Source organism: Shinella fusca (assembly GCF_014203155.1).
GTDB classification, from domain to species: domain Bacteria; phylum Pseudomonadota; class Alphaproteobacteria; order Rhizobiales; family Rhizobiaceae; genus Shinella; species Shinella fusca.
Window position 1 is genome coordinate 39,872 of the sequence record NZ_JACHIK010000009.1, and the last position, 26,346, is coordinate 66,217.

The following is a 26,346-nucleotide window of genomic DNA, read 5'->3' on the forward strand; positions in this document are numbered from 1 at the left end:
GCATTTTTGCGTGCCCGAACACCACCACGAAAGCAAACGATCCCTCAACGTCGCTCACCTCCCATAGGCAACTTCGGTTGCTCAAACGTGATCGCGTCGCCGGGGACCTTTTTGCGCATGGCGGACGGACCAGCGCGGTGACACCTCAAGGTGCCCCCCGTCTTTCCCGGGTCCCCGGACCCACCCGGCCTGTCGCCGGGGAGCGTAACAGGGAGTATTTGAACAGAATGACGACCCAGCAGAAGAAATCCTCCACGCGCCAGGGCTTCAAGACCGGCGAGTCGATCGTCTATCCCGCCCACGGTGTAGGCCAGATCGTCGCCATCGAGGAGCAGGAAGTCGCCGGCATGAAGCTTGAGCTTTTTGTCATCGACTTCGAGAAGGACAAGATGCGTCTCAAGGTGCCGGTTGCCAAGGCCGTTTCCATCGGCATGCGCAAACTGTCGGAGACCGATTTCGTCGAGCGTGCGCTGAAGGTTGTCCAGGGCAAGGCCCGCGTGAAGCGCACCATGTGGTCGCGCCGCGCGCAGGAATACGATGCCAAGATCAATTCCGGCGACCTCATCTCGATCGCCGAAGTGGTCCGTGACCTTTACCGCGCCGAGAACCAGCCGGAGCAGTCCTATTCCGAGCGCCAGCTTTACGAAGCTGCCCTCGACCGCATGGCCCGCGAAATCGCCGCCGTCAACAAGATGTCGGAAACCGAAGCCGTCCGTCTCGTCGAGACGAACCTCGCCAAGGGTCCGAAGCGCGGCAAGGCCATCGACGAGGACGACTCCCAGGACGAAGCGGCCTGATCTAGGGCACTTCTCCGGAATTTAAAGCCCGGCCGTCAGCGGCCGGGTTTTTTTATGGAACTTTTTTGCGGTTGCGCAGTTTTGCGCCCGAGGACGACCCGCTTCGGGCGGCCGCGTGCGGGGCAACCCTTGTTTCTCGAAAATCGATTTCGGGCGATCCGCCGGTCCATCTGAAACGTCATCGTCAAGCAGGGCGCAAGGCCCCTCCTTGCGCCGGTTCGGTTCACGTGGAGAAACCCGCCATGGCTACGACGACCGCAGACCGCCGCATGATCAAGCTCGCAATGTCCGCACCCTACCTCGAACGGGAAGAGGAACAGGCCCTCGCCCAGGCCTGGAAGGACAACAAGGATCAGGAGGCGCGCAACCGTATCGCCATGGCCCATATGCGGCTCGTCGTCTCGATGGCGGGCCGGTTCCGCAACTTCGGCCTGCCCCTCGGCGATCTCGTGCAGGAGGGCTATATCGGCCTTCTGGAGGCCGCCGCCCGTTTCGAGCCGGAACGGCAGGTGCGCTTTTCCACCTATGCAAGCTGGTGGATCCGCGCATCCATTCAGGATTACGTGCTGCGCAACTGGTCGATCGTGCGCGGCGGCACCAGTTCGGCGCAGAAGGCCCTTTTCTTCAACCTCCGGCGCCTGCGCGCCCGGCTCGCCCGCGGCGACGCGCACCTGACGAGCGAAGCGATGCACCAGGAGATCGCCGCCGCGCTCGGCGTCAGCACCGCCGACGTGCGCACCATGGACGCCCGCCTCTCCTCTTCCGATATCTCCCTTCAGGCGCCGATCTCCTCGGCGGAAGGCGAAAGCGGCGGGAGCCGCCTCGAATTCCTCACCAGCGATGCGCCCCTTCCCGACGAGCAGGCGGTGGACAGCATCGACGGCGAGCGGCGGCGTCACTGGCTGCACTCGGCCCTCGGCCAGCTCAACGAGCGCGAGATGAAGATCATCCGCGCCCGGCGGCTCACCGAGAACGGCGCGACGCTCGAAGAGCTCGGCATCCTCCTTGGCATCTCCAAGGAGCGCGTGCGCCAGATCGAGAACCGCGCGCTGGAAAAGCTGAAGGCCGCCCTCGTCAGCAAGACGACGGATTTCGCCTACGCCTGAGGCAAGGCGCCGCTTACGGCGCCGAGCCTTCTTCCGGCGGCTCGACCGAGTAGCGCATCACCAGCGGCATCTGCGCCAGCGTGAAGAGGATGGTGATGGGCATGGTGCCCCAGACCTTGAAGGCCACCCAGAAGTCCGTCGAGAAATTGCGCCAGACCACTTCGTTCATCACGGCGAGCACGAGGAAGAACAGGCCCCAGCGCAGCGTGAGCTTGCGCCAGCCTTCCTCGGTGAGCTTGAAGGCGGCGTGGAAGACGTAGCCCAGCAGGGATTTCCCGAAGAAGAGGCCGCCGAGCAGGATCGCGCCGAACAGCGTGTTGACGATGGTCGGCTTCATCTTGATGAAGGTATCGTTCTGCAGCCAGAGCGTCAGCGCGCCGAAGACGAAGACGACGATGCCGGAAATCAGCGGCATCATCGGCAGCGTGCGCGTCATCACCCAGGAAACGACGAGCGCGATGGCGGTCGCGGCCATGAAGAGGCCGGTCGCGATGAAGATCGGCCCGCCCATCTCGGCAAGCACCGGGAAATGCGAGGCCAGCCATTCGCCGCGCGAATTGGCGAAGAAGAAGACGACGAGCGGCCCGAGTTCCAGCACCAGCTTGAGGAGGGGACTGACCTTCTCCTCCGTCGTGGCGGGTTCCTCCAGCGTTGCCTTGCTCATGCTCCAACTCCTGCGATCGCTTCCGCGAAATCCTTGGCCTCGAAGGGTTCGAGATCGTCGATCCCTTCGCCGACACCGATGAAATAGACCGGCAGCTTGTGCTTGGCCGCAATGCCGACAAGGATGCCGCCGCGGGCCGTACCGTCCAATTTTGTCATGATCAGGCCCGTAACCCCCGCGACGTTGCGGAAAATCTCCACCTGGTTCATCGCGTTCTGGCCGGTCGTGGCGTCGAGCGTCTGGAGAACGGTGTGCGGCGCGTCCGGATCGAGCTTGCCAAGCACGCGCACGATCTTCTCCAGTTCCGCCATCAGCTCGGCCTTGTTCTGCAGGCGCCCGGCGGTATCGACGATCAGGACGTCGCTCTTCTGCAGCTTCGCCTGCTCATAGGCCTCGTAGGCAAGGCCCGCGGCGTCCGCGCCGAGCTTCGAGGACACGATCTGCGAGCCGGTGCGCTCCGCCCAGATATTCAACTGCTCGATGGCCGCCGCGCGAAAGGTGTCGCCGGCCGCCAGCATCACCTTGAGGCCCGCACCGGAGAGTTTCGCGGCGAGCTTGCCGATGGTCGTCGTCTTGCCGGTGCCGTTGACGCCGACGACGAGGATGACGTGCGGCTTGTGGCTGAGGTCGAGTTCCAGCGGCTTTGCCACCGGCGAGAGCACTTTGGTGATCTCGCTTGCCATGATGCGCGAGACATCGGCGCCCGTCACGTCCTTGCCGTAACGCTCGGCCGCGAGCGTATCGGTGATGCGCAGCGCCGTCTCCACGCCGAGGTCGGCCTGGATCAAGAGGTCCTCCAGGTCCTGCAGCGTGTCGTCGTCCAGCTTGCGCTTGGTGAAGAGGCTGGTGATCTGGCCGGAGAGCTGCGAGGAGGTGCGCGCCAGCCCCTCGCGCAGGCGCTGGAACCAGCTTCGCTTCGGCTGAACGGCCTCCGGCACCGCCGCTTCCACCGGCGCATCGGACGTGGCGGCAAAGCCCTTTGGCAGCGCGGGTTCGGCACGGACCGCCTCTTCGAGAACCGGATCCTCGGCTTCGGCCGGCGGCTCATCATCGATGGCTTCCGCTACTTCTTCGACGGGTGCCTCCGGCTCCTCGGCAGCGATCTCTGCCTCCGGTTCGACAGCCTCGGGTTCCGGTTCCGCCACGGTCTCCGCTTCGGCGGCCGGCAGGTGCGGATCGTGCGGCAGGGGATAGATCTCCGGCTCCACGTCCTCGGGAATGTGGTAGTCGGCCTCCGGATTGGCGGCTTCCGCCTCGTCCAGCAGCGCGTCGCGGTCGTCCGAAAGCGTGGCTGCCGGCGTTTCGGCGGGGGCGGCCGGCTCGGCGACCGGCGCCCCGGCAGCTTGTGCTTCCGCCTCCGGCTTCGGTTCGGCCGCCGTGTCTTTTCCGAATGTAAAAATCTTCTTGATGAAGCCGAGGGCCATGAAAGCTATCCGCTGGTTGCGAAGGAGGCGGCGGCCGCGATAAGGGGCCGCATCGTCAGGTGTTTTCCATTGTGGCCGGTGATCGTCACCGGCACAAGATCGCGGGGCTTCAGGCCGGCGGCATCGACGAGCGTGAAGTTTTCCGTATGCGCAAGGCCGTTGTTCTCGACGAGGACCGTCTCCTCCCTCCCGATCATGGAATCGAGATGGGACTCGGCGAGCCGTTTTCCAGTCTCGCGCAGGTGTCCGGCGCGCTCCTTGACGAGCGCGCGGTCGAGCTGCGGCATGCGCGCGGCCGGCGTTCCGGGACGCGGGCTGTAGGGAAAGACGTGGAGATGGGCGATGCCGCAGTCTTCCGCAAGCCGCACGGCATTTGCGAACATCGCCTCCGTCTCCGTCGGAAAGCCGGCGATCATATCCGCCCCGAAGCTGATCTCCGGCCTGAGGCCCCGCACCCGCGCGCAGAAGGCGCGGGCATCAGCGCTCGAATGGCGGCGCTTCATGCGCTTGAGGATCAGGTCGTCGCCGTGCTGCAGCGAAAGGTGCAGGTGCGGCATGAAGCGCGGCTCGTCGGCGATGAGATCCCAGAGATGGTCGTCGGCCTCGATGCTGTCGATGGAGGAAAGGCGAAGGCGCCGGATGTCCGGCACCTGCCGCAGCAGCACCTTGGCGAGATATCCAAGGCTTGGGCTACCCGGCAGGTCGGCGCCGTAGCTGGTCGCGTCCACCCCGGTCAGCACGATTTCCGAGTAGCCGCTCTCGACGAGCTTTCGCGCCTGGTCGACGACCGCGCCCATCGGCACGGAGCGGGAATTGCCCCGGCCGTAGGGAATGATGCAGAAGGTGCAGCGATGGTCGCAGCCGTTCTGCACCTGCACGAAGGCGCGCACATGGCCGTCGATCAGCCGCACCATCTGCGGCGCGGTCTCGCGCACGCTCATGATGTCGTTGACGAGGAGCTTCTCCTCCGCCGAGACGCCGAAATCCGGCAGCGCACGATAGGAGGCGCTCTTCAGCTTCTCCTCGTTGCCGAGCACGGCGTCGACCTCCGGCATGCCGGCAAAGGTCTCCTTCTCGGTCTGCGCGGCGCAGCCGGTGACGACGATGCGGGCATGGGGATTGTCGCGCCGGGCGCGGCGGATCGCCTGGCGGGCCTGGCGCACGGCCTCGCCCGTGACGGCGCAGGTATTGACCAGCACGGCATTGTTCAGCCCCGCCTTCTCGGCCTCGGTGCGCATCACTTCCGATTCGTAGGTGTTGAGCCGACAGCCGAAGGTTATGACGGTGACGCCGCTCAACGGGCGGCCGCCGCGGTCTCGTCCCGGCGGAAGGCGCCGGTCGAGGGATCGAGCGTGCCGGACCACTCCCATTCGGCCGGCCCGGTCATGACGACATGGTCGTCCCCGCGCCATTCGATGGTGAGCGTGCCCCGGTTCGGGCTGCTGGCGACGGTGACGGCGACCGTGCGGCCGGTGCGGCCCGTGCGCGCGCCGCTGACGGCGGCCGCGCAGGCGGCCGAGCCGCAGGCGAGCGTCAGGCCCGCGCCACGCTCCCAGGTGCGCGTCGTCATGGCGGAGGGGGATGTCACCTGCGCCAGCGTGATGTTCGCCTTTTCCGGAAACATCGGATGGTTTTCGAGAAGCGGGCCGAAACGGTCGAGGTCGAAGCTCATCGGGTCGCGGTCGACCCAGAAGACCGCGTGCGGATTGCCCATGGACATCGCCGCCGGCGAATGCAGCACCGGCGCATCGATCGGCCCGATCTGGAGCTCGATGCGGCTGGTGTCGTAGAATTCCTCGGCCAGCGGAATGCGGTTCCAGTCGAAGACCGGCGCGCCCATGTCGACGGAGATCGTGCCGTCCTCGTGCTCGACGGCATTGAGGATGCCGGCGACCGTCTGGAAGGTGAAGACCTTCCTGCCCGTCTCGGCCGCGAGCGCCTGCACGACGCAGCGCGTGCCGTTGCCGCAGGCCTGCGCCTTCGTGCCGTCGCAGTTGAGGATGTCGATGAAGGCGTCGGTGCCGTCGACCTTCGGATCGTGGATCGCCATGATCTGGTCGAAGCGCGTGGCGGGGTCGGCATTGAGCGCGACGGCGGCAGCCGGCGTCACGGCATCGCCGCGCCCGCGCATGTCCACGACGAGGATCATGTTCCCGAGCCCGTTCATGCGGGCGAATTGCGCTTCAGCAGCCATGGCGGATCTTCCGTTCGGGACGCCGTCGCGGGCGTCCTCCGTCCTTGCGCGTATATGGCGCAAACGGGGCGGAATTACCAGACGCAGTCTGCACCGCAAGCGCCGGCGGATCGCGCGAAAATATTTCCCTTGTCCGCGCTTGCCGCTATCCTCGCCGCACATGTTCGCCTTCCTCCGAAAGATCCTCCGGCAAACGGCCCCCGATAACGCGGCTCAACAGAGACGGACGCGCCTCGCCCTCGATCCGGCCCGCGCGCCGGTCTATGCGATCGGCGACATCCACGGCTGTTACGCGGCGCTGGTCGCGCTGGAAGACAGGATCCGGCAGGATATCGCCCGAACCGGCGCAGGCCGCCCCCTCATCGTCTATCTCGGCGACTATATCGACCGCGGCCCCGATTCCCGCCGTGTGGTGGAGCACCTTTCCGGCGGGAGCCCAGCCGACGGCATCGAGCGCATCGCGCTCTGCGGCAACCACGACGACACCTTCCTGAGGTTTCTCCGCGATCCCGCCGGAAATGCCGCCTGGCTGGATTTCGGCGGCGACGCGACCCTCCGCTCCTACGGCCTCGGCCATCTTGCGCATCTGCGCCGGCCGAAGGAACTGGCCCGGGCGGCGGATGCGATCCGGGCCGCGGTGCCGCGCGAACACGTCGCCTTCCTCGAAAGCCTGCCTGCAATGCTCGTCCAGGGCGGCCGCGTCTTCGTGCATGCCGGCATCCGCCCCGGCCTTCCGCTCGATGCCCAGTCCGACGCGGACCTCCTCTGGATCCGCGAGCCCTTCCTTGCCGAGGGGCCGGGCCTGCCGATCACCGTCATCCACGGCCATACGCCAGGCGAAGAGCCGGTCTTCGGACCCGGCCGGATCGGCATCGACACGGGCTGCTTTGCCACCGGCCGCCTGACGGCGCTGAAGCTCACGGAGACGGGCGCCATCCTTCTTTAGCAGGCGATCCTTGACTTTCCGGGCATCTTCCTGTTTAAGCCCCGCGTCTGCGACAAGTAAGAACGCTTGAAGCCACCGACCGGGACCCGTGAAGGTATAAAGAGATCCCGGAGGTCAACACCCGACAGCGCGATGCGCCCTCGGGTGCTTTTTGGCTTTGCGTCTTGTTTTCGGCGCCGATAGCACCGACGTTTCCGCCACCAGTGGAAACAAGAAGGAAGACGTGATGTTTGAAACACTCCAGGACCGCCTTGGCTCCATTCTGAATGGACTGACAGGCCGTGGCGCGCTTTCCGAGGCGGATGTCGCCGCGGCGCTGCGCGAGGTCCGCCGTGCGCTGCTCGAAGCGGACGTGGCGCTGGAAGTGGTGCGCTCCTTCACCGATGCGGTGCGCGAAAAGGCCGTCGGCGCGGAAATCCTTAAAAGCATCAAGCCCGGCCAGATGGTCGTCAAGCTCGTCCATGACGAGCTCATCGCCATGCTCGGCTCCGAGGGCGTCCCGATCGACCTCAACGCCGCCGCGCCCGTCGTCATCATGATGGTGGGCCTGCAGGGCTCGGGCAAGACCACGACCTCCGGCAAGATCGCCAACCGGCTGAAGACGCGCGACAAGAAGAAGGTCCTGATGGCCTCGCTCGACACGCGCCGCCCGGCCGCGCAGGAGCAGCTTCGCCAGTTGGGCGTCCAGACCGGCATCGACACGCTGCCGATCATCGCCGGCCAGTCGCCGACCGACATCGCCGCGCGCGCCGTGCAGGCCGCAAGGCTCGGCGGCCATGACGTCGTCATCCTCGACACCGCCGGCCGCACGCATATCGACGAGCCGCTGATGATCGAGATGGCGGAGATCAAGCGGAAGTCCAACCCGCACGAGATCCTCCTCGTCGCCGACGCGCTGACCGGCCAGGACGCCGTCAACCTCGCCCGCAACTTCGACGACCGCGTCGGCATCACCGGCCTCGTCTTGACCCGCATGGACGGCGACGGCCGCGGCGGCGCTGCCCTTTCCATGCGCGCCGTCACCGGCAAGCCGATCAAGCTGATCGGCGTCGGCGAGAAGATGAGCGAGCTGGAGGAGTTCCATCCCCGGCGCGTCGCCGACCGCATCCTCGGCATGGGCGACATCGTCTCGCTCGTCGAGAAGGCGGCCGAGAACATCGACGCCGAGAAGGCGGCCGCCATGGCCGCCAAGATGGCCAAGGGCAAGTTCGACCTCAACGACCTCGCCGACCAGCTTCGCCAGATGCAGAAGATGGGCGGCATGGGCGGCATCATGGGGCTGATGCCCGGCATGGCCGGCATGAAGGACAAGATGTCCGCCGCCGGCCTCGACGACAAGCTGTTCGGCCGCCAGATCGCCATCATCAACTCGATGACCAAGGCCGAGCGCGCCAATCCCGATATCCTCAAGCACTCGCGCAAGAAGCGCATCGCGGCCGGCTCCGGCACCGATGCCGCCGACATCAACAAGCTTCTGAAGATGCACCGCCAGATGGCGGACATGATGAAGATGATGGGCGGCAAGAAGGGCGGCGGCCTGATGAAGCAGATGATGGGCGGCCTCGCCGGCAAGATGGGCCTCGGCGGCGGCATGCCGGACCTGTCGAAGATGGACCCGAAGCAGCTCGAGGCCCTCGCCAAGCAGGCGGAAGCGGCCGGCATCAAGCCCGGCAGCATGCCGGGCCTTGGCGGCGGCGGTCTTCCGGGCCTCGGTGGCGGGCGCCTGCCCGGCCTCGGCGGCCTGCCGGGCCTTCCCGGCCTGCCGAAGAAGAAGTGAGGGAACGACTATGACGATCGATCCGAAGGTCAAGCATCAATTGGGGGAATACCGGCAGTCGATCGACAATATCGACGCCGCCCTCGTGCATATGCTCGCCGAACGCTTCCGCTGCACCAAGGCGGTCGGCGTTCTCAAGGCGACGCATGAACTGCCGCCGGCGGACCCGGCGCGCGAGGAATACCAGATCGAGCGCCTTCGCCGCCTGGCGAAGGAAGCCAATCTGGATCCGGATTTCGCGGAGAAGTTCCTGAACTTCATCATCCGCGAGGTGATCCGGCACCATGAAGCCATTGCCGCCGAACACAGCGGCGCAAACCACACCGCTTGAGAAAAGCGGCCTACCATCCAAGGAGAAATGACATGGCACTGAAAATTCGTCTCGCCCGCGGCGGCTCCAAGAAGCGTCCGTACTACCAGATCGTCGTCGCCGACGCCCGTTCGCCGCGCGACGGCCGCTTCCTCGAAAAGCTCGGTTCCTGGAACCCGATGCTCGGCAAGGACGACGCGAACCGCGTCCAGATCGACGCCGACCGCGCCAAGGAATGGCTCGCCAAGGGCGCCCAGCCGACCGACCGCATCGCCCGCTTCCTCGACGAAGCCGGCGTCCTGAAGCGCGAGACCCGCAGCAACCCGGAAAAGGCAAAGCCGGGCAAGAAGGCTCTCGAGCGCATCGCCGAGAAGAAGCAGAAGGAAGAAGACGCCGCTGCCGCCGCCGCCGGCGAATAAGCGATCTTCCCATCATTTCGAGACGGGCGGCGTGCTTCATGCCGCCCGTTTTCGTTTGTCGCCCCGGCGGCAAACGTCGTAAAAGGCTTCGAGAAAACACACGGAACCGAACCATGGCGAAACTGGAAAATCCCGTCCTCATGGGCACCGTCGGCGCGGCACAGGGCCTGCGCGGCGAGGTCCGTGTGAAATCCTACACCATCGACCCCACCGCCATCGGCGACTACGGCCACCTGCACAGCGAGGACGGCCGGTCCTTCGAGGTGCTGGAGGTGCGCGAGGCGAAGAACGTGGTCGTCGTGCGCTTCCGCGGCGTCAACGACCGCAACGCCGCCGAGGCGCTGAACGGTATCGACCTTTATATCGAGCGCGACAACCTGCCGGACGAGGAGCTGGACGAGGACGAGTTCTTCTATGCCGACCTCGAAGGGCTGGAGGCGGTCGACACGACCGGCCGCATCCACGGCAAGGTGACCGGCATCTTCGATTTCGGCGCCGGCGACCTCCTTGAGCTCAAGGGGCCCGGCAAGCGGCCGGTGCTCATCCCCTTCTCCGAAGCCGCCGTGCTGGAAATCGACCTCGAAGGCGGGCGCCTGCTGATCGATGCCGTCGCCGCAGGCCTCGAGGACGAGGGCAACGACGGCCCCGGCAGCCGGCGCCGCCGCCCGCCGCAGGGCGAGGGAGAGTGACGTGGCTTTCCGCGCCACCATCCTGACGCTCTATCCGGAGATGTTCCCGGGCTTCCTCGGCCAGTCGCTCTCCGGCAAGGCGCTCTCGCGCGGCGACTGGTCGCTCGATTGCGTGCAGATCCGCGATTTCACCACCGACCGCCACCGCACCGTGGACGACACGCCCGCCGGCGGCGGCGCCGGCATGGTGCTGAAGCCGGACGTGCTGGCGAAGGCCATCGACCACGCCTCGGAGGGCGACGACCGCCCGCGCCTCCTGATGAGCCCGCGCGGCAAGCCGCTGACGCAGAAGCGCGTGCGGGAACTGGCCGCCGGCGAGGGCGTCATCATCGTCTGCGGCCGGTTCGAGGGCGTCGACCAGCGCGTCATCGACGGGCGGCAGCTCGAGGAGGTCTCCATCGGCGACTACATCCTGTCGGGCGGCGAGCCGGCGGCGATGATCCTCATCGATGCCGTCGTGCGCATCCTGCCGGGCGTCATGGGCAACGCGCTCTCCGGCGAAAACGAGAGTTTCGAGGGCGGGCTGCTGGAGCATCCGCACTATACCCGCCCGCAGGTCTGGGAGGGGCTGGAAATCCCCGGCGTGCTGACCTCCGGCAACCACGCCGCCATCGACAGATGGCGCCGCGAGGAGGCCGAGAAGCTGACGCGCGAGCGCCGGCCGGACCTTCTCTCCGATCAGCCCGTCACGAAATAATAGACCGTCAGCGCAAGGCCGACCGCGACCACCAGGGCGCGGATCACCGGCTGCGGCACGCGCCGCGCCGCCCATACACCGGCATAGCCGCCGACCGCGCCCGCCGGCACCATGACGGCGGCCTGCGGCCAGCCGACCACCTTGCCGCTGGCGAAGACGACGATGGCCATGGCCGCGATCACCATGGCGAGGAAGTTCTTGAGCGCGTTCAGCCGGTGATAGTCGCCGCCCTTGGTGAGGCCGAGCACGGCGAGCGTCATGATGCCCATGCCCGCGCCGAAGAAGCCGCCATAGATGGAGGTGACGAACTGGCCGGCAAGGCCGAGCGGCGAGACCGGCTTTTCCGGGCTCAGCGTCTTCGGCTTGAGATAGGGACCGGCCGCGAAGATGGCGGTCGCGGCCAGCAGCAGCCAGGGCACGAGTGCGCGGAAGGACGGGTTGGAAAGCGACAGCAGCAGCAGCGCGCCCAAAAGCCCGCCGACGAGCGAGAGGCCGCCGAGGATCAGGGCTTCCTTCCAGTCGGTGCGGATTTCCTTCGCATAGGCGAGCGTCGAGGTGACATAGCCGGGGAACTGGGTGATGGAGGAGGTGGCGTTGGCGACGATCGGCGGCAGGCCGGTCAGCGTCATGGCGCCGAAGGTCAGGAACGTGCCGCCGCCGGCAATGGCATTCACCACGCCGGAGAGAAAACCGGCGACGAACAGCAGGATGGCATCGGCAAGCGTCATGATATTCCCCCGGGCGGCGGCTGCACGCCGCTCGCTCCCCCTTGCCGGGTGATATCGTGCCGCCGCCGGAGCGGCAAGGCCGGTTCGCGCACCGCCTGCATCCGATTCTTTCGGCGCGGGGGATGACAAGCCGGCGCGATTGGTGTATTGGCCCGCACGGATTTGGGATTAGTCCCGCCGACCTGCAAGCAAAGAATGGCGAATCCGCTCCGTCCGGCAACGGACTAACCGCAAGAGGCACGACCTCGAAGGTGACCGTCGAGCGCTCTGGCTGTTTCAGAAGAACCGAAGGTTAGACCGATGAACATCATCCAGCAGCTCGAAGCCGAACAGGCCGCGAAGATCGAAGCCAAGCGCACCCTCCCGGAATTCTCCCCGGGCGACACCGTCCGCGTCAACGTGCGCGTTACGGAAGGCACGCGTACCCGCGTCCAGGCCTATGAAGGCGTCTGCATCGCCCGTTCCGGCGGCGGCATCAACGAGAGCTTCACCGTCCGCAAGATCTCCTACGGCGAAGGCGTCGAGCGCGTATTCCCCGTTTACTCGCCGCTCGTCGAAAGCGTCGAAGTCGTCCGCCGCGGCAAGGTCCGCCGCGCCAAGCTCTACTACCTGCGCGATCGTCGCGGCAAGTCGGCTCGTATCGTCGAGAACACCGGCACGCGCGCCCGCAAACTGAACGACGCCGAGCGCCAGGCCATTGCCGAGGAAAAGGCACGTCTGGAAGCCGAGAAGGTCGCAGCCGCCCAGGCGCTCGCCGCCGAGAAGGCCGCAGCCGAAGCTGCTGAAGCCGCTGCAAAGGCCGAAGCCGCCGCCGAATAAATTGCGGCAGCCGCATCCATCACGAAAGCCGTCGGCCCTGGCCGGCGGCTTTTTGTTTTACGGAAAAGCCTTCGCATGCAAGCGTCGTGCTTGCCTCGCTCCCTGCACCTGTGACAGTGTTTCGCCGCCACAATTCAGGAGCATATTTCGATGTTTTCCCGCCGCACCGTCCTTGCAGGTCTTGCCGCCGGCCTGCTCATGCCTGCCATTGCCCTTTCGGCCGACCTTCCCGATCTCGGCGGCAAGACCGTCGTGGTCGTCACGGAAAACGCCTATCCGCCGCTGCAGTTCGTCGATCCCAAGTCCGGCGAGCAGATCGGCTGGGAATATGACGCGATGAACGAGATCGCCAAGCGCCTGAACTTCAAGGTCGAGTACCAGAACACGAGCTGGGACGCGATGATCCAGGCCGTCTCCGACAACCAGTACAACATCGGCATGACCGGTATCACCATCAAGGACGACCGCAAGGAGAAGGTCGATTTCTCCGATCCCTACATGCGCTCGCAGCAGTTCATGCTGGTGCGCGCCGACGAGAACCGCTTCACGGACGCCAAGTCCTTCGCCGCGCTCAAGGACGGCCTGATCGCCGCCCAGCCCGGCACTTCGCCTTTCTATACCGCCGTCTACGAGATCCTCGACGGCAACGAGCAGAACCCGCGCATCAAGCTGTTCGAGACCTTCGGCGCGACCGTGCAGGCGCTGCAGGCCGGCGACGTCGACCTCGTGCTTACCGACAGCGTGGCGGCCAAGGGCTATGTCGACGCCTCGGGCGGCAAGCTGAAGGTCGTCGGCGAGCCGCTCGGCACGGAAGACTTCGGCTTCATCTTCCCGAAGGGCTCCGACCTCGTCGCGCCCGTCAATGCGGCCATCGCCTCGCTCAAGGCCGACGGCACGCTGGATGCGCTCAACAAGAAGTGGTTCCTCGACTACAAGATGGGTGAGTGACGGGCGGCCATGGCTCCCGTTCCTCCTGACGCGGTGAAGGGCGACCGGCCCTGGTGGCTGGTCGCCCTCGTCGCGATCGCGCTGGCGCTCGCCGGCGTCATCGTCGCCAACGATCTCTACAGCCAGGTCTTCGGCGTCGTGGTGAAGGGGCTCTGGGTCACGGTCTTCGTGACCCTCATCGCCTTCCTGCTCGCGACCGCCCTCGGCCTCTGCATCGCGCTGATGGCGCTCTCCGAGAGCAAGGCGCTGCGCCAGGTCGCACGCTTCTACACGGAGGTGATCCGTGGCGTGCCGATCCTCGTCCTGCTCTTCTACATCGCCTTCGTCGGCGCGCCGGCGCTGGTGGCGGTCGTCAATGTCGTGATCGGCCCGCTCGTGGCCACCGGCTATGTCGAGCCGATGCAGGTGCGCGACGTCTCCCTGATGTGGCGGGCGATCATCGCGCTGATGATCGGCTATTCCGCCTTCATCGGCGAGGTCTTTCGCGCAGGCATCCAGTCCGTCGACCGGGGGCAGGTGGAGGCCGCCAAGGCGCTTGGCCTCTCGCGCTTCCAGCGCTTCCGCCTCGTCGTCTTCCCGCAGGCGATCCGCGTCATCCTTCCCCCGCTCGGCAACGACTTCGTGGCGATGGTCAAGGACTCGTCCCTCGTCTCCGTCCTCGGCGTTGCCGACATCACCCAGATGGGCAAGGTCTACGCCTCCGGCTCCTTCCGCTTCTTCGAAACCTACTCCATCGTCGCCTACGTCTACCTCATCCTCACCATCGGCCTCTCGCTGGCGCTGCGGGCGATGGAAAGGCGGCTCAGGCGCGGCGTCGCCCACTGACTCTTCGCAATTGCCGAAACCCGCGAAAATCGCTATATGCCTTCCATGGAATCCAAATTCGGATGCACGGAAACGCATGTCGTCGTGCTGCAGGACCACAAGCGCCTGCCGGCACGCTTCTTTGCGCGCGTCTTCGGGGCGCTTACCGGCCGCCTATCCCGATCGCCTGCCTGACCCGCACGATCCCGCCACAGCCACGGCTGCGGATTTCCAGAACCCCAAACATGCCAGCGGATGAAGAGCCATGAGCGCACCCCGTACACTTTACGACAAGATCTTCGACGACCACATCGTCAGCCAGCAGGAAGACGGCACCTGTCTTCTCTACATCGACCGTCACCTCGTTCATGAGGTGACGAGCCCGCAGGCCTTCGAGGGCCTGCGCATGACCGGCCGCAAGGTCCGCGCCCCGCAGAAGACGCTCGCCGTGGTCGACCACAACGTTCCGACCTCCCCGGATCGCCACCAGGGCATCAAGAACGAGGAAAGCCGCATCCAGGTCGAGGCGCTGGCGAAGAACGCCGCCGACTTCGGCGTCGAATACTATTCGGAAAAGGACGTGCGCCAGGGCATCGTGCACATCGTCGGTCCGGAGCAGGGCTTCACGCTCCCCGGCATGACCATCGTGTGCGGTGACAGCCACACCTCCACGCACGGCGCCTTCGGCGCGCTGGCGCACGGCATCGGCACCTCGGAGGTCGAGCACGTCCTCGCCACCCAGACGCTGATCCAGAAGAAGGCGAAGAACATGCTGGTGCGCGTCGACGGGAAGCTTCCCGAAGGCGTCACGGCCAAGGACATCATCCTCGCCATCATCGGCGAGATCGGCACGGCCGGCGGCACCGGCCACGTCATCGAGTTCGCGGGCGAAGCCATCCGCTCGCTGTCGATGGAAGGCCGCATGACGATCTGCAACATGACGATCGAAGGCGGCGCGCGCGCCGGCCTCATCGCGCCGGACGAGACGACCTTCGAATACATCAAGGACAAGCCGCGCGCCCCGAAGGGCAAGGCGCTGGAAATGGCCCTCGACTACTGGAAGACGCTCTACACCGAGGAAGGCGCGCATTTCGACCGCGTCGTCGTGCTCGATGCCGCGAACCTGCCGCCGATCGTCTCCTGGGGCTCCTCGCCGGAAGACGTCGTCTCCGTCCAGGGCATCGTGCCGAACCCGGACGATATCGAGGACGAGACCAAGCGCTCCTCCAAGTGGCGCGCGCTCGACTATATGGGCCTGAAGCCCGGCACGAAGATCACCGACATCGCCATCGACCGCGTCTTCATCGGCTCGTGCACCAACGGCCGCATCGAGGACCTGCGCGCCGTCGCCAAGGTCGTCGAGGGCAAAAAGGTCGCCTCCACCGTCGACGCCATGATCGTTCCGGGCTCCGGCCTCGTGAAGGAGCAGGCCGAGCGCGAAGGCCTCGACAAGATCTTCAAGGAAGCCGGCTTCGACTGGCGCGAGCCGGGCTGCTCCATGTGCCTTGCCATGAACGACGACCGGCTGAAGCCGGGCGAGCGCTGCGCTTCCACCTCGAACCGCAACTTCGAAGGCCGCCAGGGCTTCAAGGGCCGCACGCATCTCGTTTCCCCGGCCATGGCCGCGGCTGCGGCGATTGCCGGCCACTTCGTCGACATCCGCGAATGGAACTGATTGCGGCATTCCTGCCGTTATGAGCAAAAGGCCGGGAACCTCTAAGGTTCCCGGCCTTTTTCGTCAGAACGCTGCCGTCATCGGGTCCGGCCCGATGCGCTTGCCGCCCTTCTCGAGGTCGGCAAAAGTCGCCATGTCCTCAGCGTCGAGCCTGAAATCGAAGACCTTGAAGTTCTCCTCGATGCGCGAGGGCGTCACCGATTTCGGGATGACGACGAGCCCGTTGTCGATATGCCAGCGGATGATGACCTGCGCCGGCGTGCGGCCGTGCTTTGCCGCGACCTTCGCAACGACCGGGTTTTCCAGCAGCGTGCCCTGCCCGAGCGGGCTCCAGGATTCCGTCACGATGCGGTGCTTCTCGTGGTAAGCGCGGTTTTCCTTCTGCGGGAAGTCGGGGTGCAGCTCGATCTGGTTGATGACGGGCGTGACGCCGGTCTCGTCGATCAGGCGCTGCAGGTGCTCGGGTTGGAAGTTCGAGACGCCGATGGAGCGGGCGCGGCCTTCCTTCTGGAGCTGGATGAAGGCCTTCCAGGTATCGACATACTGGTCGCGCTTCGGCGCCGGCCAGTGGATGAGGTAGAGGTCGACATAGTCCGTGCCGAGCCGCTTCAGGCTGGCGTCGAAGGCCTTGAGGGTGGAATCGTATCCCTGGTCGGCATTCCAGAGCTTGGTCGTGAGGAAGATTTCCGAGCGCGCGATGCCCGAGGCGCGGATGCCTTCGCCCACCCCGTCCTCGTTCTCATAGACCGCGGCGGTGTCGACATGGCGATAGCCGGCCGAAAGCGCGGCCTGCACGGCGGTCACGGCGGTGTCGTTGGGGGTCCGCCAGACGCCGAGGCCGACCTGCGGGATGCTGTTGCTGTCATGAAACAGGATTGTGGATTGATCGCTCATCAGAATGTCTCCGTGAAAAAGGGAAGGAAGGCGAAGGGGGTGAGGCTGATATAGGTTCGCCTCCCGCCGTTTCAAAGGACGCGCACGCGCATGCCGCGCCGCATATGCGGCAGGATGCGCAGCATGTCGCGCCGCCCAACCGCGATGCAGCCGGCGGTCGGCTCGTAGCCGGGCCGGATGAGGTGGAAGAAGATCGCCGAGCCGGCGTGGCGGCGGCGTGACGTCACGTTCCAGTCGAGCACGAGGCAGATGTCGTAGAGCCCGTCGGCGCGGCTCATCTCCTCGTGGCTCGGGAGGAAGGGCGCGTGGACGAGACGGTTGTAGCTCGGATGCTTCGGCTCGTCGCACCAGAGCATGGCGGGCCGGATACGCCGGAGCGGCAGGGCCGTCTTCGGCCGGCAGAGCCGGTCGCCGCGCAGGAAGCCGCCGAGGAGCGGCATGGCGGCGATGGGCGTTGCCCCGTCGCCCTCGCGCTTGCGGCTGGTGCGCCCCGTTCGGCCGATGGCGGCGGGAATGCGCAAGGGGCCGAGCTGAACGATGGCGCGGCTTTTCCGGCCCGGCGCGGGGCGCACGAGGATCGTCTTCACGCGCTGTTCATGGGATGTGATCGACTTCATTGCGTCCTGCCATAATCGCGCCTTGCGGCCGCCCGACTGGCTGGGTCAAGGGCGGGCTTGCCAAAAGCATCAGTTCCCTTACTTTCCAGAGGAATGCCGAGAGGTAAAGCATGACATCCCGAACGATTCTCCTTGTCGACGACGACAACGACCTGCGCGAGACCCTCGTCGAGCAGCTTTCGCTCTACGAGGAATTCTCCACGCTGGAAGAAACGACGGCCGGCAAGGGCATCCAGACGGCGCGCGCGAACCAGATCGACCTCCTCATCATGGATGTCGGTCTGCCGGACATGGACGGGCGCGAGGCGGTGAAGCTCCTGCGCAAGGGCGGCTTCAAGGCGCCGATCATCATGCTGACCGGGCACGACACCGATTCGGACACGATCCTCGGCCTCGAAGCGGGCGCCAACGACTATGTGACGAAGCCCTTCCGCTTCGCGGTGCTGCTCGCGCGCATCCGCGCACAGCTCCGCCAGCACGAGAGCAGCGAGGACGCCACCTTCACCGTCGGCCCGTACACGTTCAAGCCCGGCCAGAAGCTGCTGACCATGGAGAACGGCCAGAAGATCCGCCTCACCGAGAAGGAGGCGGCGATCATCCGCTACCTCTACCGCGCCGACCAGAAGGTGGTGACGCGCGACGTGCTGCTGGAAGAGGTCTGGGGCTACAATTCGGGCGTCACGACCCACACGCTGGAGACCCATGTCTACCGTCTGCGGCAGAAGATCGAGCGGGACCCTTCCAATGCGGAGATTCTCGTGACAGAGAACGGGGGCTATAAAATAGTCCCGTAATGCAATGAGGAGCGCCCGACGTGGCTCTCAGCGACGACATCGCCCTTCTTTCCAAGGTGCCGCTTTTCGCGGGGCTTTCCGACGACAAGCTGCGCCTGATGGCCTTCGGCGCCGAACGGCGCCGGCTGGTCGAGGGCCAGACGCTGTTCCGCGAGGGCACGTCGGCCGATTGCGGCTTCGTCGTCGCCGAAGGCGCCTTCCAGCTCGCCTCGACGCGGCGCGACGGGTCGACCCGCGACGAGGGTGTCGCCGGCGAGGGCACGCTGCTTTCGGAGCTGGCGATGATCTCCGCCGTCGAGCGCAAGTATACGGCAATCGCGCTGGAGGACAGCGAGGTCATCCGCATCAACCGCCCGCTCTTCCGGCGCATGCTGGAGGAATATCCGGACGTCGCCATCCTGGTCGACGCGCGCATCCGCGAGAACCTCGCCGCGATGATCGGCGAGATGAAGGGCCTTGCCGGGCGGTTCGCCTGAACCGGCCCCTCACCCTAACCCTCTCCCCGCAAGCGGGGAGAGGGGACTTGCCCACGCAATGTTCGAGATTCAGGAAAACAGCGCGGCATATTTCCTTCTCCCCGCTTGCGGGGAGAAGGTGGCCGGCAGGCCGGATGAGGGGCCGCCTTCGCAGCCGATCATCCTTCCTTCAATTCGCCGACAGGACCGAAAACGCCCTCAGAAATCGAATTCCGCGATCACCGGCACATGGTCGGACGGCCGTTCCCAGCCGCGCGCCTCGCGGATGACGGAGATGTTGGCAAGGTGCGGCTCAAGGTCGGCGGAGGACCAGATATGGTCGAGGCGGCGGCCCTTGTCGGCGGCCTGCCAGTCGGCCGAGCGGTAGCTCCACCACGTATAGAGCTTTTCATTCGCCGGCACCTTGCGGCGCATGAGGTCGACCCAGGCGCCCTTCGTCATCACGTCGATCAGGCCTTCCGTCTCGATGGGCGTGTGGCTGACGATCCTGAGGAGCTGCTTGTGCGACCAGACGTCGTGCTCCAGCGGCGCGATGTTGAGGTCGCCGACGAGGATGGAGGAGATGCCGGCCTCGGCCTCCGCATGCAGCAGCTTCATCTCCTCGATGAAATCGAGCTTGTGGCCGAATTTCGGGTTGATCGTGCGGTCCGGCTCGTCACCGCCGGCCGGCACATAGAAATTGTGCAGGCGGATCGACTTGCCCCGATGGTTCAGGACGACCGAGACATGGCGCGCATCGCCGACGCCGCAATAGTCGCGCCGCTCGACGAGCTCGGTCAGCGGCAGGCGCGAGACGGTGGCGACGCCGTGGTAGCCTTTCTGGCCGTGCATGACGATGTGCTCGTAGCCGAGCGCCTTCAGCGGCTTCGACGGGAACTGGTCGTTCGGGCACTTGGTTTCCTGAAGGCACAGCACGTCCGGCGCGAAGGTCTTCAGGAAATGCTCGACGAGCGGCATGCGTAGCCGCACGGAGTTGATGTTCCACGTCGCGATCGAAAATGCCATGCCTGCCCCCGGAAAGTCTCCGGGGGTCTTAACGCATGGAGGGCGAAACGGAAACGGCTTTCTCAGTTGGCGCCGCGGTTGCGGATCTCGTCATAGGGGATGGCGAAGACCTTGTCGTCGAGGGAGACGCCCGTCTTGACGTTGAAGATCATCACGGAGGTGTCCTTGCCCTGCGCGTCGGTGATCGTCCACTGGCGCAGGTCGTAGGTCTTCGGGTCGAACATCATGGTGATGGTCGAATCGCCGAACATGCCCTTGTCGCCGAGCACGATGGTCGTCAGGTCCGCCTCTTCCTTCACGTTGCGCACCATCTTGCCGGAAAGGTCGATCTTGTTGCCGAGCAGAAGGTTGAGCGGCGTCTTGGAGAGCGGGTAGATGTCCCAGGTCTTGAGCTTGCGGTTGCCGATGACGACGGATTTGCCGTCGGCGATCACGCGCATCGGCGAGGGATCCTCGTAGTTGAAGCGGATGCGGCCGGGCCGGTCGATGTAGAACTTGCCGCCGGTCTGTTCGCCGCGCGGGCCGAACTGCACGAATTCGCCCATCATGGTCTTCACCGAGGCGAAGTGGTCGGCGATCTTCTGCGCCGTGCCGCTCGCCTGGGCAAAAGCCTCGACCGGCGAGAGAACGGAAAGGCCGGCCGCGAACGTGAACGCCAGAAGGCAGGAAAAGCCGCGGCGGGTGAACGAGGCGGTCGCGCGGCCCTTTTCGGATCGGTTCATGTCAGTCTCCTTCATATGCGTTTCATGCGGGCCAAAGGCGGCGCCATGATGGCATCGCCCCGGCGCGGCGCTCGACGGCAAAAACGCCATGGGAAGGCGCTGCGTTCCCGGTCATCGCCCGATGATGTCTTCTTCCGTCGGCACGAGGATCTCGCGCTTTCCGGCGTGGTTGGCGGGGCCGATCAGCCCCTCCTTCTCCATGCGCTCGATCAGCGAGGCGGCGCGGTTGTAGCCGATGCCGAGGCGGCGCTGGATGTAAGACGTGGAGGCCTTGCCGTCGCGCAGCACCACGGCGACGGCCTGGTCGTAGGGATCGTCCGAATCGTCGAGATTGGCGGTGCCTGCCGGGCCATGGCCGCCTTCGCCGTCCTCGTCGTCGTCCTCGGTGATCGCGTCGAGATATTGCGGCGCGCCTTGCGTCTTCAGATGCGCGACGACCGCCTCCACCTCGTGGTCGGAAACGAACGGGCCATGCACGCGCTGGATGCGCCCGCCGCCGGCCATGTAGAGCATGTCGCCCATGCCGAGGAGCTGTTCGGCGCCCTGCTCGCCAAGGATGGTGCGGCTGTCGATCTTCGACGTCACCTGGAAGGAGATGCGCGTAGGGAAATTCGCCTTGATCGTGCCGGTGATGACGTCGACGGACGGACGCTGCGTCGCCATGATGACGTGGATACCCGCCGCGCGCGCCATCTGGGCGAGCCGCTGCACGGCGCCCTCGATGTCCTTGCCTGCGACCATCATCAGGTCGGCCATCTCGTCGATGATGACGACGATATAGGGCATAGGCTGGAGGTCGAATTCCTCCGTCTCGTAGATCGCCTCGCCCGTCTGGCGGTCGAAGCCGGTCTGCACGGTGCGGGTGATCTGCTCGCCCTTGGCGAGCGCCTGCTCGACGCGGCTGTTGAAGCCGTCGATGTTGCGCACGCCGATCTTCGACATCTTCTTGTAGCGCTCCTCCATCTCGCGCACCGTCCACTTGAGGGCGACGACGGCCTTCTTGGGATCGGTGACGACGGGGGAGAGGAGATGCGGGATGCCGTCATAGACGGAAAGCTCCAGCATCTTCGGGTCGATCATGATCAGGCGGCACTGTTCCGGCTTGAGGCGGTAGAGCAGCGACAGGATCATGGTGTTGATGGCGACGGACTTGCCCGAGCCGGTCGTGCCGGCGACGAGCAGGTGCGGCATCTTGGCGATGTCGGAAATGACCGGCTCCCCGCCGATCGTCTTGCCGAGCGCCATGGCAAGGCGCGCCTTGGAGGTCTCGAAATCGCGGGATGCCAGGAGCTCGCGCAGATAGACGGTCTCGCGCGTCGCGTTCGGCAGCTCGATGCCGATGGCGTTGCGGCCCGGCACGACGGCGACGCGGGCGGCAATCGCGCTCATCGAGCGGGCGATATCGTCGGCAAGGCCGATGACGCGGGAGGACTTGATGCCGGGGGCGGGCTCCAGTTCGTAGAGCGTGACGACCGGACCGGGGCGGACATGGATAATCTCGCCCTTGACGCCGAAGTCCTCCAGCACGCCTTCCAGCATACGGGCATTCTGCTCCAGCGCATCGGCCGAAAGGGTCGCATCGCGCACCTGTCCCTTCGGCTCGGCGAGGAGGTGGAGCGAGGGAAGCTGGAAGCCGTCGGGACCGACGAAGGAGGTCTGCGCCTCGCGGTCGACACGCTGGCCGGGCTTCGGTCGGGCAGCGGGCGCGACGACGCGGGCACCGGCGGCCGGCGCGGGCTGGCGGGCCGGGGCGCGGCGCGGCGCCCAGTCGGCGGCAACATCGTCCTCGTCGTCGTCCGGCAGGATGCCGCTCGGGCGGGCGATCGGCTCATCCATGTCGAAGGGCAGGTCGTCGTCGAGCTCGATGGAGGGGACGGAGACGGTCCGGCGGCCTTCCATGGAGGGCTCGACGCGCTCGGAGGACCGCACGGAGGCGCGGGCGCGCACCGGCTCGTTGAGGGTGCCGAACTCGTCCTCGTTGAAATCGTAGGGCTGCTCGATGCCCCGCGCCCTGCGGCGCTGGCCGGAAAGGCCGAAGAGGCGGCGCACGCGCGCCTGGCCGGTGAACCAGGCATGGGTCATGGCCCCGGCAAACAGCGTGAGCGGGCCTTCCCGCTCCTCGTCGTCGTCGTCGGCTTCCGCAACGGGGCGGGCGCGGCTCTGCACCGGCACCGGCGCGAAATCCTCCTCGTCGTCGACGGCGGGGGCGCCGATGAGGCCGGCGCTGAACACCATCATCCAGGCGGCCGGCACGGCGATGATGCAGCCGAGGACGGTGGCGAAGACGCCCGTCGGATAGGCGCCCGTGAAGAGGGCGGGAAAGCGCAGGATCATGTCGCCGAAGACGCCGCCGAGCCCCGTCGGCAGCGGCCAGGTGACGGGGCCGGGAATGCAGGCGAGCGCCGCCGAGGCGAGGATCGCCCCGCCGAACCAGGCGGCGGCGCGTTGCGGCACGCGGCTGAAGCGCCGGCCGCTGACCATGGCGAGCCCCCAGGCGACGACCGGCAGCAGCGCGATGACGCTGGCAAGGCCGAAGAACTGCATGAAGAGATCGGCGAAGACCGCACCCGGATAGCCGAGGATGTTCTTCGGCTCGCCGCTGGAGGCATAGGAAAGGCTGGGGTCGGAGACGTTCCAGGTGGAGAGCGCGGCAATGGCGAGCGCAAGGCCGAAGAAGATGGCAAGCCCGAGGAGCGCCTGTACCTGCCGCCAGACGAATGCCGACAGAACGAAGCGGTCGTGACGGTTGTCCAGTCCTGCCGAAATGCTTCTGCTCATGGTTACAGCCTGTGCCTACAAAAAATCGCGGCAACCCGGCGTGATTCGCGGGCGTGCCTGACTGCGAACCCTACGAAGGAAGGCTTAATGGCGTGTTAACCATGCCCGCCCCGACATGGTTTACACCCCACAAACGGCAAAGGCCCGGACCAGGGGTCCGGGCCGGAAGCGGGCGGCAGGCCTCTTACGAGTGGTAGGCCGCTTCGCCGTGGGACGAGAGGTCGAGGCCCTCGCGCTCGGCTTCGACGCTCACCCGGAGGCCCACCACCATGTCGACGATCTTGTAGAGGATCGCCGAGACGACGGCGCACCAGACGATGGTGATGACGACGGCGGTGAGCTGCGTCATGAACTGCGAGGCGATGGAGAAATCGGCCCCGCCCGTGCCGCCGAGCGAGGGCGCGGTGAAGATGCCGGTGCCGAGCGCGCCGATGAGGCCGCCGACGCCATGGACGCCGAAGACGTCCGCCGTGTCGTCGTAGCCGAACTTGTTCTTCACGACGGCGACGAAGAAGTAGCAGATCGGCGAGGCGATGAGGCCGAGCACGATGGCACCGAACGGGCCGACCGAACCGGCTGCCGGCGTGACGACGACGAGGCCGGCGATCATGCCGGAGGCGGCGCCGAGCAGCGAAGCCTTGCCGCGGGTGAAGGTCTCGACCACCGACCAGGCGAGGATCGCGGCGGCCGTCGCGACGAAGGTGTTGACGGTGGCGAGCACCGCGCCGCCCGAGGCTTCGAGGTTGGAGCCGGCGTTGAAGCCGAACCAGCCGAACCACAGCATGGCGGCACCGACGAGGGTGAGCGTCATGGAGTGGGGGGCCATCATGTCCTTGCCGAAGCCCGTACGCTTGCCGACCATGATCGCGCCGATGAGGCCCGCGACGCCCGCATTGATGTGCACGACGGTGCCGCCGGCGAAATCGAGCGCGCCCATGTTGAAGATGAGGCCGTTACCGTCCCAGACCATGTGGGCGATCGGGAAGTAGACGAAGGTGGCCCAGAGGATCGTGAAGAGCAGGACCGCCGAGAACTTGATGCGCTCGGCGAAGGCGCCGACGATGAGGGCCGGCGTGAGCGCCGCGAAGGTCATCTGGAACAGCATGAAGATGTATTCCGGGATGACGACGCCTTCGGAGAAGGTCGCCGCCGTGCTGTCGACGGTGACGCCCGTCAGGAACAGCTTGGCGAAGCCGCCGAAATAGGGGCTCGTCGAGCCGCCGAAGGCGAAGGAGTAACCGTAGACGACCCACACCATCATCATCATGGCGCCGATGACGGTGCACTGCATGAGGACGGAGAGCATGTTCTTCGTGCGCACCAGGCCGCCGTAGAAGAGGGCAAGGCCCGGGATCAGCATGAAGAAGACGAGCAGCGTGGCGACGAACATGAAGACGGTGTCCGCCTTGTCCGGGACGGGCGCGGCCGGGGCGGCCTCCTGCGCGAAGGCGGCGACCGGCGCGAGCACGCCTGCCGTGGCGACGGCCACGCGGGAGAGGATATGGGGAAGTTTGAACGACATGTTGAATAGGCTCCCTGATAGGCCGTTTGCTTAGAGCGCTTCGGAATCGGTTTCGCCCGTGCGGATGCGCACGGCATGGTCGATGGCGTAGACGAAGATCTTTCCGTCGCCGATCTGGCCGGTTTTGGCGGCGGCGGCGATCGCTTCGACCGCCCTGTCGGCAAGGTCGCTGGCAACGGCGATCTCGATCTTCAGTTTCGGCAGGAAGCTGACGGCATATTCGGTGCCGCGGTAGATTTCCGTATGCCCCTTCTGGCGCCCGTAACCCTTCACTTCGGTCACGGTCAGGCCCTGGATGCCGACAGCGGTGAGGGCCTCACGCACCTCGTCGAGTTTGAACGGCTTGATAATGGCCATTACGATTTTCATCTGGTTTCCCATCCTTCGTGCTTGTCCCCAGCCGGGGCCATCTCTCCGAGTTGCCGGGACAGGCTGTCCGCGGCGACCGAAGCTACACATTCAAGGGGCGTGCCAGATTCGAATGACTTCTCTAAATTATTGAAACTAAAATATTAAAAATAAGAAACGCGCGGCGGCGCAAAAATTCGCCACCGCGAATGGTCAAAAAATGAGCGCTATTGGGATAGTGGGCAGAATTTAATCAGTTGCCCTTTTCCGAATCAGCCCCTCCTGGGCGACCGAGGCGATGAGCGTGCCGTCGCGGGTGAAGATCGCGCCGCGCGTCATGCCGCGCGCGCCGGAAGCCGAAGGGCTGTCCTGGCTGTAGAGCAGCCAGTCGTCGAGCACCGGCGGGCGATGGAACCACATGGCATGGTCGAGGCTGGCGACCTGCAGCGAGCGGTCGAGCACGGAGGTGCCGTGCGCGAAGAGGGACGTATCGAGCAGCGTCATGTCGGAGAGATAGGCGAGCACCGCCATCTGCAGGCGGCGGTCGTGCGGCACCGGCCCCGTCGTTCGCATCCAGATGTTCTGGTGCGGATCGAGCTTTTCCGAGGAGATATAGTGGGCAAGGGAGACCGGGCGCAATTCGATCGGCCGCGGCCGCTCCCAATAGGCGCGGATATGCGCCGGCGCGCCGGCCATGAACTGCGCCTTCAGCTCCGCCTCGCCGAGGAGCTTTTCAGGCGGCGGCACGTCCGGCATCGCCGTCTGGTGCTCGAAGCCGTCTTCGTCGTCCTGGAAGGAGGCTGTCATGAAAAAGATCGGCTTGCCGTGCTGGATGGCGATCACCCGGCGCGTGGCGAAGGAGCCGCCGTCGCGTACGTTCTCGACGTCGTAGATGATCGGCACGGCGGGATCGCCCGGCCGCACGAAATAGGCGTGCAGCGAATGGGCGAAGCGGTTCTCCTCCTCCACCGTCCGCGTCGCCGCGACGAGCGCCTGGCCGATCACCTGCCCGCCGAACACCCGCTGCCAGCCGACCTGCGGGCTCTTGCCGCGGAAGAGGCGCACCTCCAGCCGCTCCAGGTCGAGCGTTTCGAGAAGAATATCCATGGCGGGATTTTCGGCGGGTCGACGCGACATTTGGGCATGGCCTCCACGGTAGGAAACTGCGTCCTCCTCCTCTATATAGACGCAAA

27 protein-coding genes are annotated in these 26,346 nt (G+C 65.9%); 14 read left to right on the forward strand and 13 right to left on the reverse strand.

The window, feature by feature from the left end:
• Positions 1-227 precede the first annotated feature (227 nt).
• A complete protein-coding gene (locus tag HNQ66_RS14060; RefSeq protein WP_184144796.1) occupies positions 228-797 on the forward strand; it encodes a CarD family transcriptional regulator in 570 nt (189 codons plus the stop codon).
• Between the two features lie 242 nt (positions 798-1,039).
• Positions 1,040-1,903 (forward strand): RNA polymerase factor sigma-32, encoded by an 864-nt coding sequence (locus HNQ66_RS14065; RefSeq protein ID WP_184144797.1) that lies wholly within the window; start codon positions 1,040-1,042, stop codon positions 1,901-1,903.
• Between the two features lie 13 nt (positions 1,904-1,916).
• Here the strand turns inward: HNQ66_RS14065 and HNQ66_RS14070 are convergent, their stop codons facing one another.
• From HNQ66_RS14070 to dapF, 4 genes are read right to left on the reverse strand one after another with little or no spacing between them, the layout of a single operon-like run.
• Positions 1,917-2,567, reverse strand: a complete 651-nt coding sequence (locus HNQ66_RS14070; RefSeq protein ID WP_184144798.1) for a septation protein A — start codon at positions 2,565-2,567, stop codon at positions 1,917-1,919.
• The gene (gene ftsY, locus HNQ66_RS14075) at positions 2,564-3,991 is read right to left on the reverse strand and encodes a signal recognition particle-docking protein FtsY (protein WP_184144799.1); all 1,428 of its coding nucleotides are present in this window, start codon (positions 3,989-3,991) and stop codon (positions 2,564-2,566) included. Before ftsY ends, HNQ66_RS14070 begins: the two co-directional genes overlap by 4 nt.
• A gap of 5 nt (positions 3,992-3,996) precedes the next feature.
• The gene (gene mtaB, locus HNQ66_RS14080) at positions 3,997-5,289 is read right to left on the reverse strand and encodes a tRNA (N(6)-L-threonylcarbamoyladenosine(37)-C(2))-methylthiotransferase MtaB (RefSeq protein WP_184144800.1); all 1,293 of its coding nucleotides are present in this window, start codon (positions 5,287-5,289) and stop codon (positions 3,997-3,999) included.
• Positions 5,286-6,185, reverse strand: coding sequence for a diaminopimelate epimerase (dapF, locus tag HNQ66_RS14085; RefSeq protein ID WP_184144801.1), 900 nt, complete (start codon positions 6,183-6,185; stop codon positions 5,286-5,288). Before dapF ends, mtaB begins: the two co-directional genes overlap by 4 nt.
• Before the next feature lie 160 nt (positions 6,186-6,345).
• Between dapF and HNQ66_RS14090 the strand changes: the two genes are divergently transcribed.
• From HNQ66_RS14090 to trmD, 6 genes are all read left to right on the forward strand, one after another.
• Positions 6,346-7,131 (forward strand): metallophosphoesterase, encoded by a 786-nt coding sequence (locus HNQ66_RS14090; protein WP_184144802.1) that lies wholly within the window; start codon positions 6,346-6,348, stop codon positions 7,129-7,131.
• A 226-nt stretch (positions 7,132-7,357) separates the two neighbouring features.
• Entirely contained in the window at positions 7,358-8,908 is a 1,551-nt protein-coding gene (ffh, locus tag HNQ66_RS14095; protein ID WP_184144803.1) for a signal recognition particle protein, read from the forward strand.
• Positions 8,909-8,918: 10 nt separating this feature from the next.
• On the forward strand, positions 8,919-9,239 hold the full coding sequence (locus HNQ66_RS14100) for a chorismate mutase (RefSeq protein ID WP_184144804.1): 321 nt from the start codon (positions 8,919-8,921) through the stop codon (positions 9,237-9,239).
• Positions 9,240-9,271: 32 nt separating this feature from the next.
• The gene (rpsP, locus tag HNQ66_RS14105; protein ID WP_184144805.1) at positions 9,272-9,637 is read left to right on the forward strand and encodes a 30S ribosomal protein S16; all 366 of its coding nucleotides are present in this window, start codon (positions 9,272-9,274) and stop codon (positions 9,635-9,637) included.
• Between the two features lie 38 nt (positions 9,638-9,675).
• Entirely contained in the window at positions 9,676-10,326 is a 651-nt protein-coding gene (rimM, locus tag HNQ66_RS14110) for a ribosome maturation factor RimM (protein ID WP_380779498.1), read from the forward strand.
• Between the two features lies 1 nt (position 10,327).
• Positions 10,328-11,023: a tRNA (guanosine(37)-N1)-methyltransferase TrmD gene (trmD, locus tag HNQ66_RS14115; RefSeq protein ID WP_184144807.1), complete on the forward strand. Its 696-nt coding sequence runs from the start codon at positions 10,328-10,330 to the stop codon at positions 11,021-11,023.
• Here the strand turns inward: trmD and HNQ66_RS14120 are convergent.
• Positions 11,005-11,751, reverse strand: coding sequence for a sulfite exporter TauE/SafE family protein (locus tag HNQ66_RS14120; protein ID WP_184144808.1), 747 nt, complete (start codon positions 11,749-11,751; stop codon positions 11,005-11,007). The genes trmD and HNQ66_RS14120 overlap by 19 nt on opposite strands.
• 300 nt (positions 11,752-12,051) lie before the next feature.
• Between HNQ66_RS14120 and rplS the strand changes: the two genes are divergently transcribed.
• The 4 genes from rplS (at position 12,052) to leuC (ending at position 15,997) form a co-directional block, all read left to right on the forward strand.
• A complete protein-coding gene (gene rplS, locus HNQ66_RS14125) occupies positions 12,052-12,570 on the forward strand; it encodes a 50S ribosomal protein L19 (protein ID WP_184144809.1) in 519 nt (172 codons plus the stop codon).
• A 150-nt stretch (positions 12,571-12,720) separates the two neighbouring features.
• Positions 12,721-13,518 (forward strand): basic amino acid ABC transporter substrate-binding protein, encoded by a 798-nt coding sequence (locus tag HNQ66_RS14130; protein WP_184144810.1) that lies wholly within the window; start codon positions 12,721-12,723, stop codon positions 13,516-13,518.
• 9 nt (positions 13,519-13,527) lie between these two features.
• A complete protein-coding gene (locus HNQ66_RS14135) occupies positions 13,528-14,343 on the forward strand; it encodes an amino acid ABC transporter permease (RefSeq protein ID WP_184144811.1) in 816 nt (271 codons plus the stop codon).
• A gap of 244 nt (positions 14,344-14,587) precedes the next feature.
• On the forward strand, positions 14,588-15,997 hold the full coding sequence (gene leuC / locus HNQ66_RS14140; protein ID WP_184144812.1) for a 3-isopropylmalate dehydratase large subunit: 1,410 nt from the start codon (positions 14,588-14,590) through the stop codon (positions 15,995-15,997).
• A 63-nt stretch (positions 15,998-16,060) separates the two neighbouring features.
• On the opposite strand, the gene HNQ66_RS14145 is transcribed toward leuC, so the two are convergent.
• Complete coding sequence (locus tag HNQ66_RS14145; protein WP_184144813.1) at positions 16,061-16,891, reverse strand: aldo/keto reductase; 831 nt, start codon at positions 16,889-16,891, stop codon at positions 16,061-16,063.
• Positions 16,892-16,962: 71 nt separating this feature from the next.
• Complete coding sequence (locus tag HNQ66_RS14150) at positions 16,963-17,508, reverse strand: L,D-transpeptidase family protein (RefSeq protein ID WP_184144814.1); 546 nt, start codon at positions 17,506-17,508, stop codon at positions 16,963-16,965.
• Positions 17,509-17,618: 110 nt separating this feature from the next.
• Between HNQ66_RS14150 and HNQ66_RS14155 the strand changes: the two genes are divergently transcribed.
• Positions 17,619-18,302 (forward strand): response regulator transcription factor, encoded by a 684-nt coding sequence (locus HNQ66_RS14155; protein WP_184144815.1) that lies wholly within the window; start codon positions 17,619-17,621, stop codon positions 18,300-18,302.
• 20 nt (positions 18,303-18,322) lie between these two features.
• Positions 18,323-18,778, forward strand: coding sequence for a cyclic nucleotide-binding domain-containing protein (locus tag HNQ66_RS14160; protein WP_184144816.1), 456 nt, complete (start codon positions 18,323-18,325; stop codon positions 18,776-18,778).
• 198 nt (positions 18,779-18,976) lie between these two features.
• On the opposite strand, the gene HNQ66_RS14165 is transcribed toward HNQ66_RS14160, so the two are convergent.
• The 6 genes from HNQ66_RS14165 to tesB all read right to left on the reverse strand — a co-directional run bounded on the left by HNQ66_RS14165 (position 18,977) and on the right by tesB (position 26,290).
• Entirely contained in the window at positions 18,977-19,783 is an 807-nt protein-coding gene (locus tag HNQ66_RS14165) for an exodeoxyribonuclease III (protein ID WP_184144817.1), read from the reverse strand.
• A gap of 62 nt (positions 19,784-19,845) precedes the next feature.
• On the reverse strand, positions 19,846-20,520 hold the full coding sequence (locus HNQ66_RS14170; protein ID WP_184144818.1) for an outer membrane lipoprotein carrier protein LolA: 675 nt from the start codon (positions 20,518-20,520) through the stop codon (positions 19,846-19,848).
• Between the two features lie 96 nt (positions 20,521-20,616).
• Entirely contained in the window at positions 20,617-23,283 is a 2,667-nt protein-coding gene (locus tag HNQ66_RS14175) for a DNA translocase FtsK (protein ID WP_184144819.1), read from the reverse strand.
• Positions 23,284-23,467: 184 nt separating this feature from the next.
• On the reverse strand, positions 23,468-24,805 hold the full coding sequence (locus tag HNQ66_RS14180) for an ammonium transporter (protein ID WP_184144820.1): 1,338 nt from the start codon (positions 24,803-24,805) through the stop codon (positions 23,468-23,470).
• 30 nt (positions 24,806-24,835) lie between these two features.
• Complete coding sequence (locus HNQ66_RS14185) at positions 24,836-25,186, reverse strand: P-II family nitrogen regulator (RefSeq protein ID WP_281396985.1); 351 nt, start codon at positions 25,184-25,186, stop codon at positions 24,836-24,838.
• Between the two features lie 216 nt (positions 25,187-25,402).
• Positions 25,403-26,290, reverse strand: a complete 888-nt coding sequence (gene tesB / locus HNQ66_RS14190) for an acyl-CoA thioesterase II (RefSeq protein ID WP_184144822.1) — start codon at positions 26,288-26,290, stop codon at positions 25,403-25,405.
• Positions 26,291-26,346 lie beyond the last annotated feature (56 nt).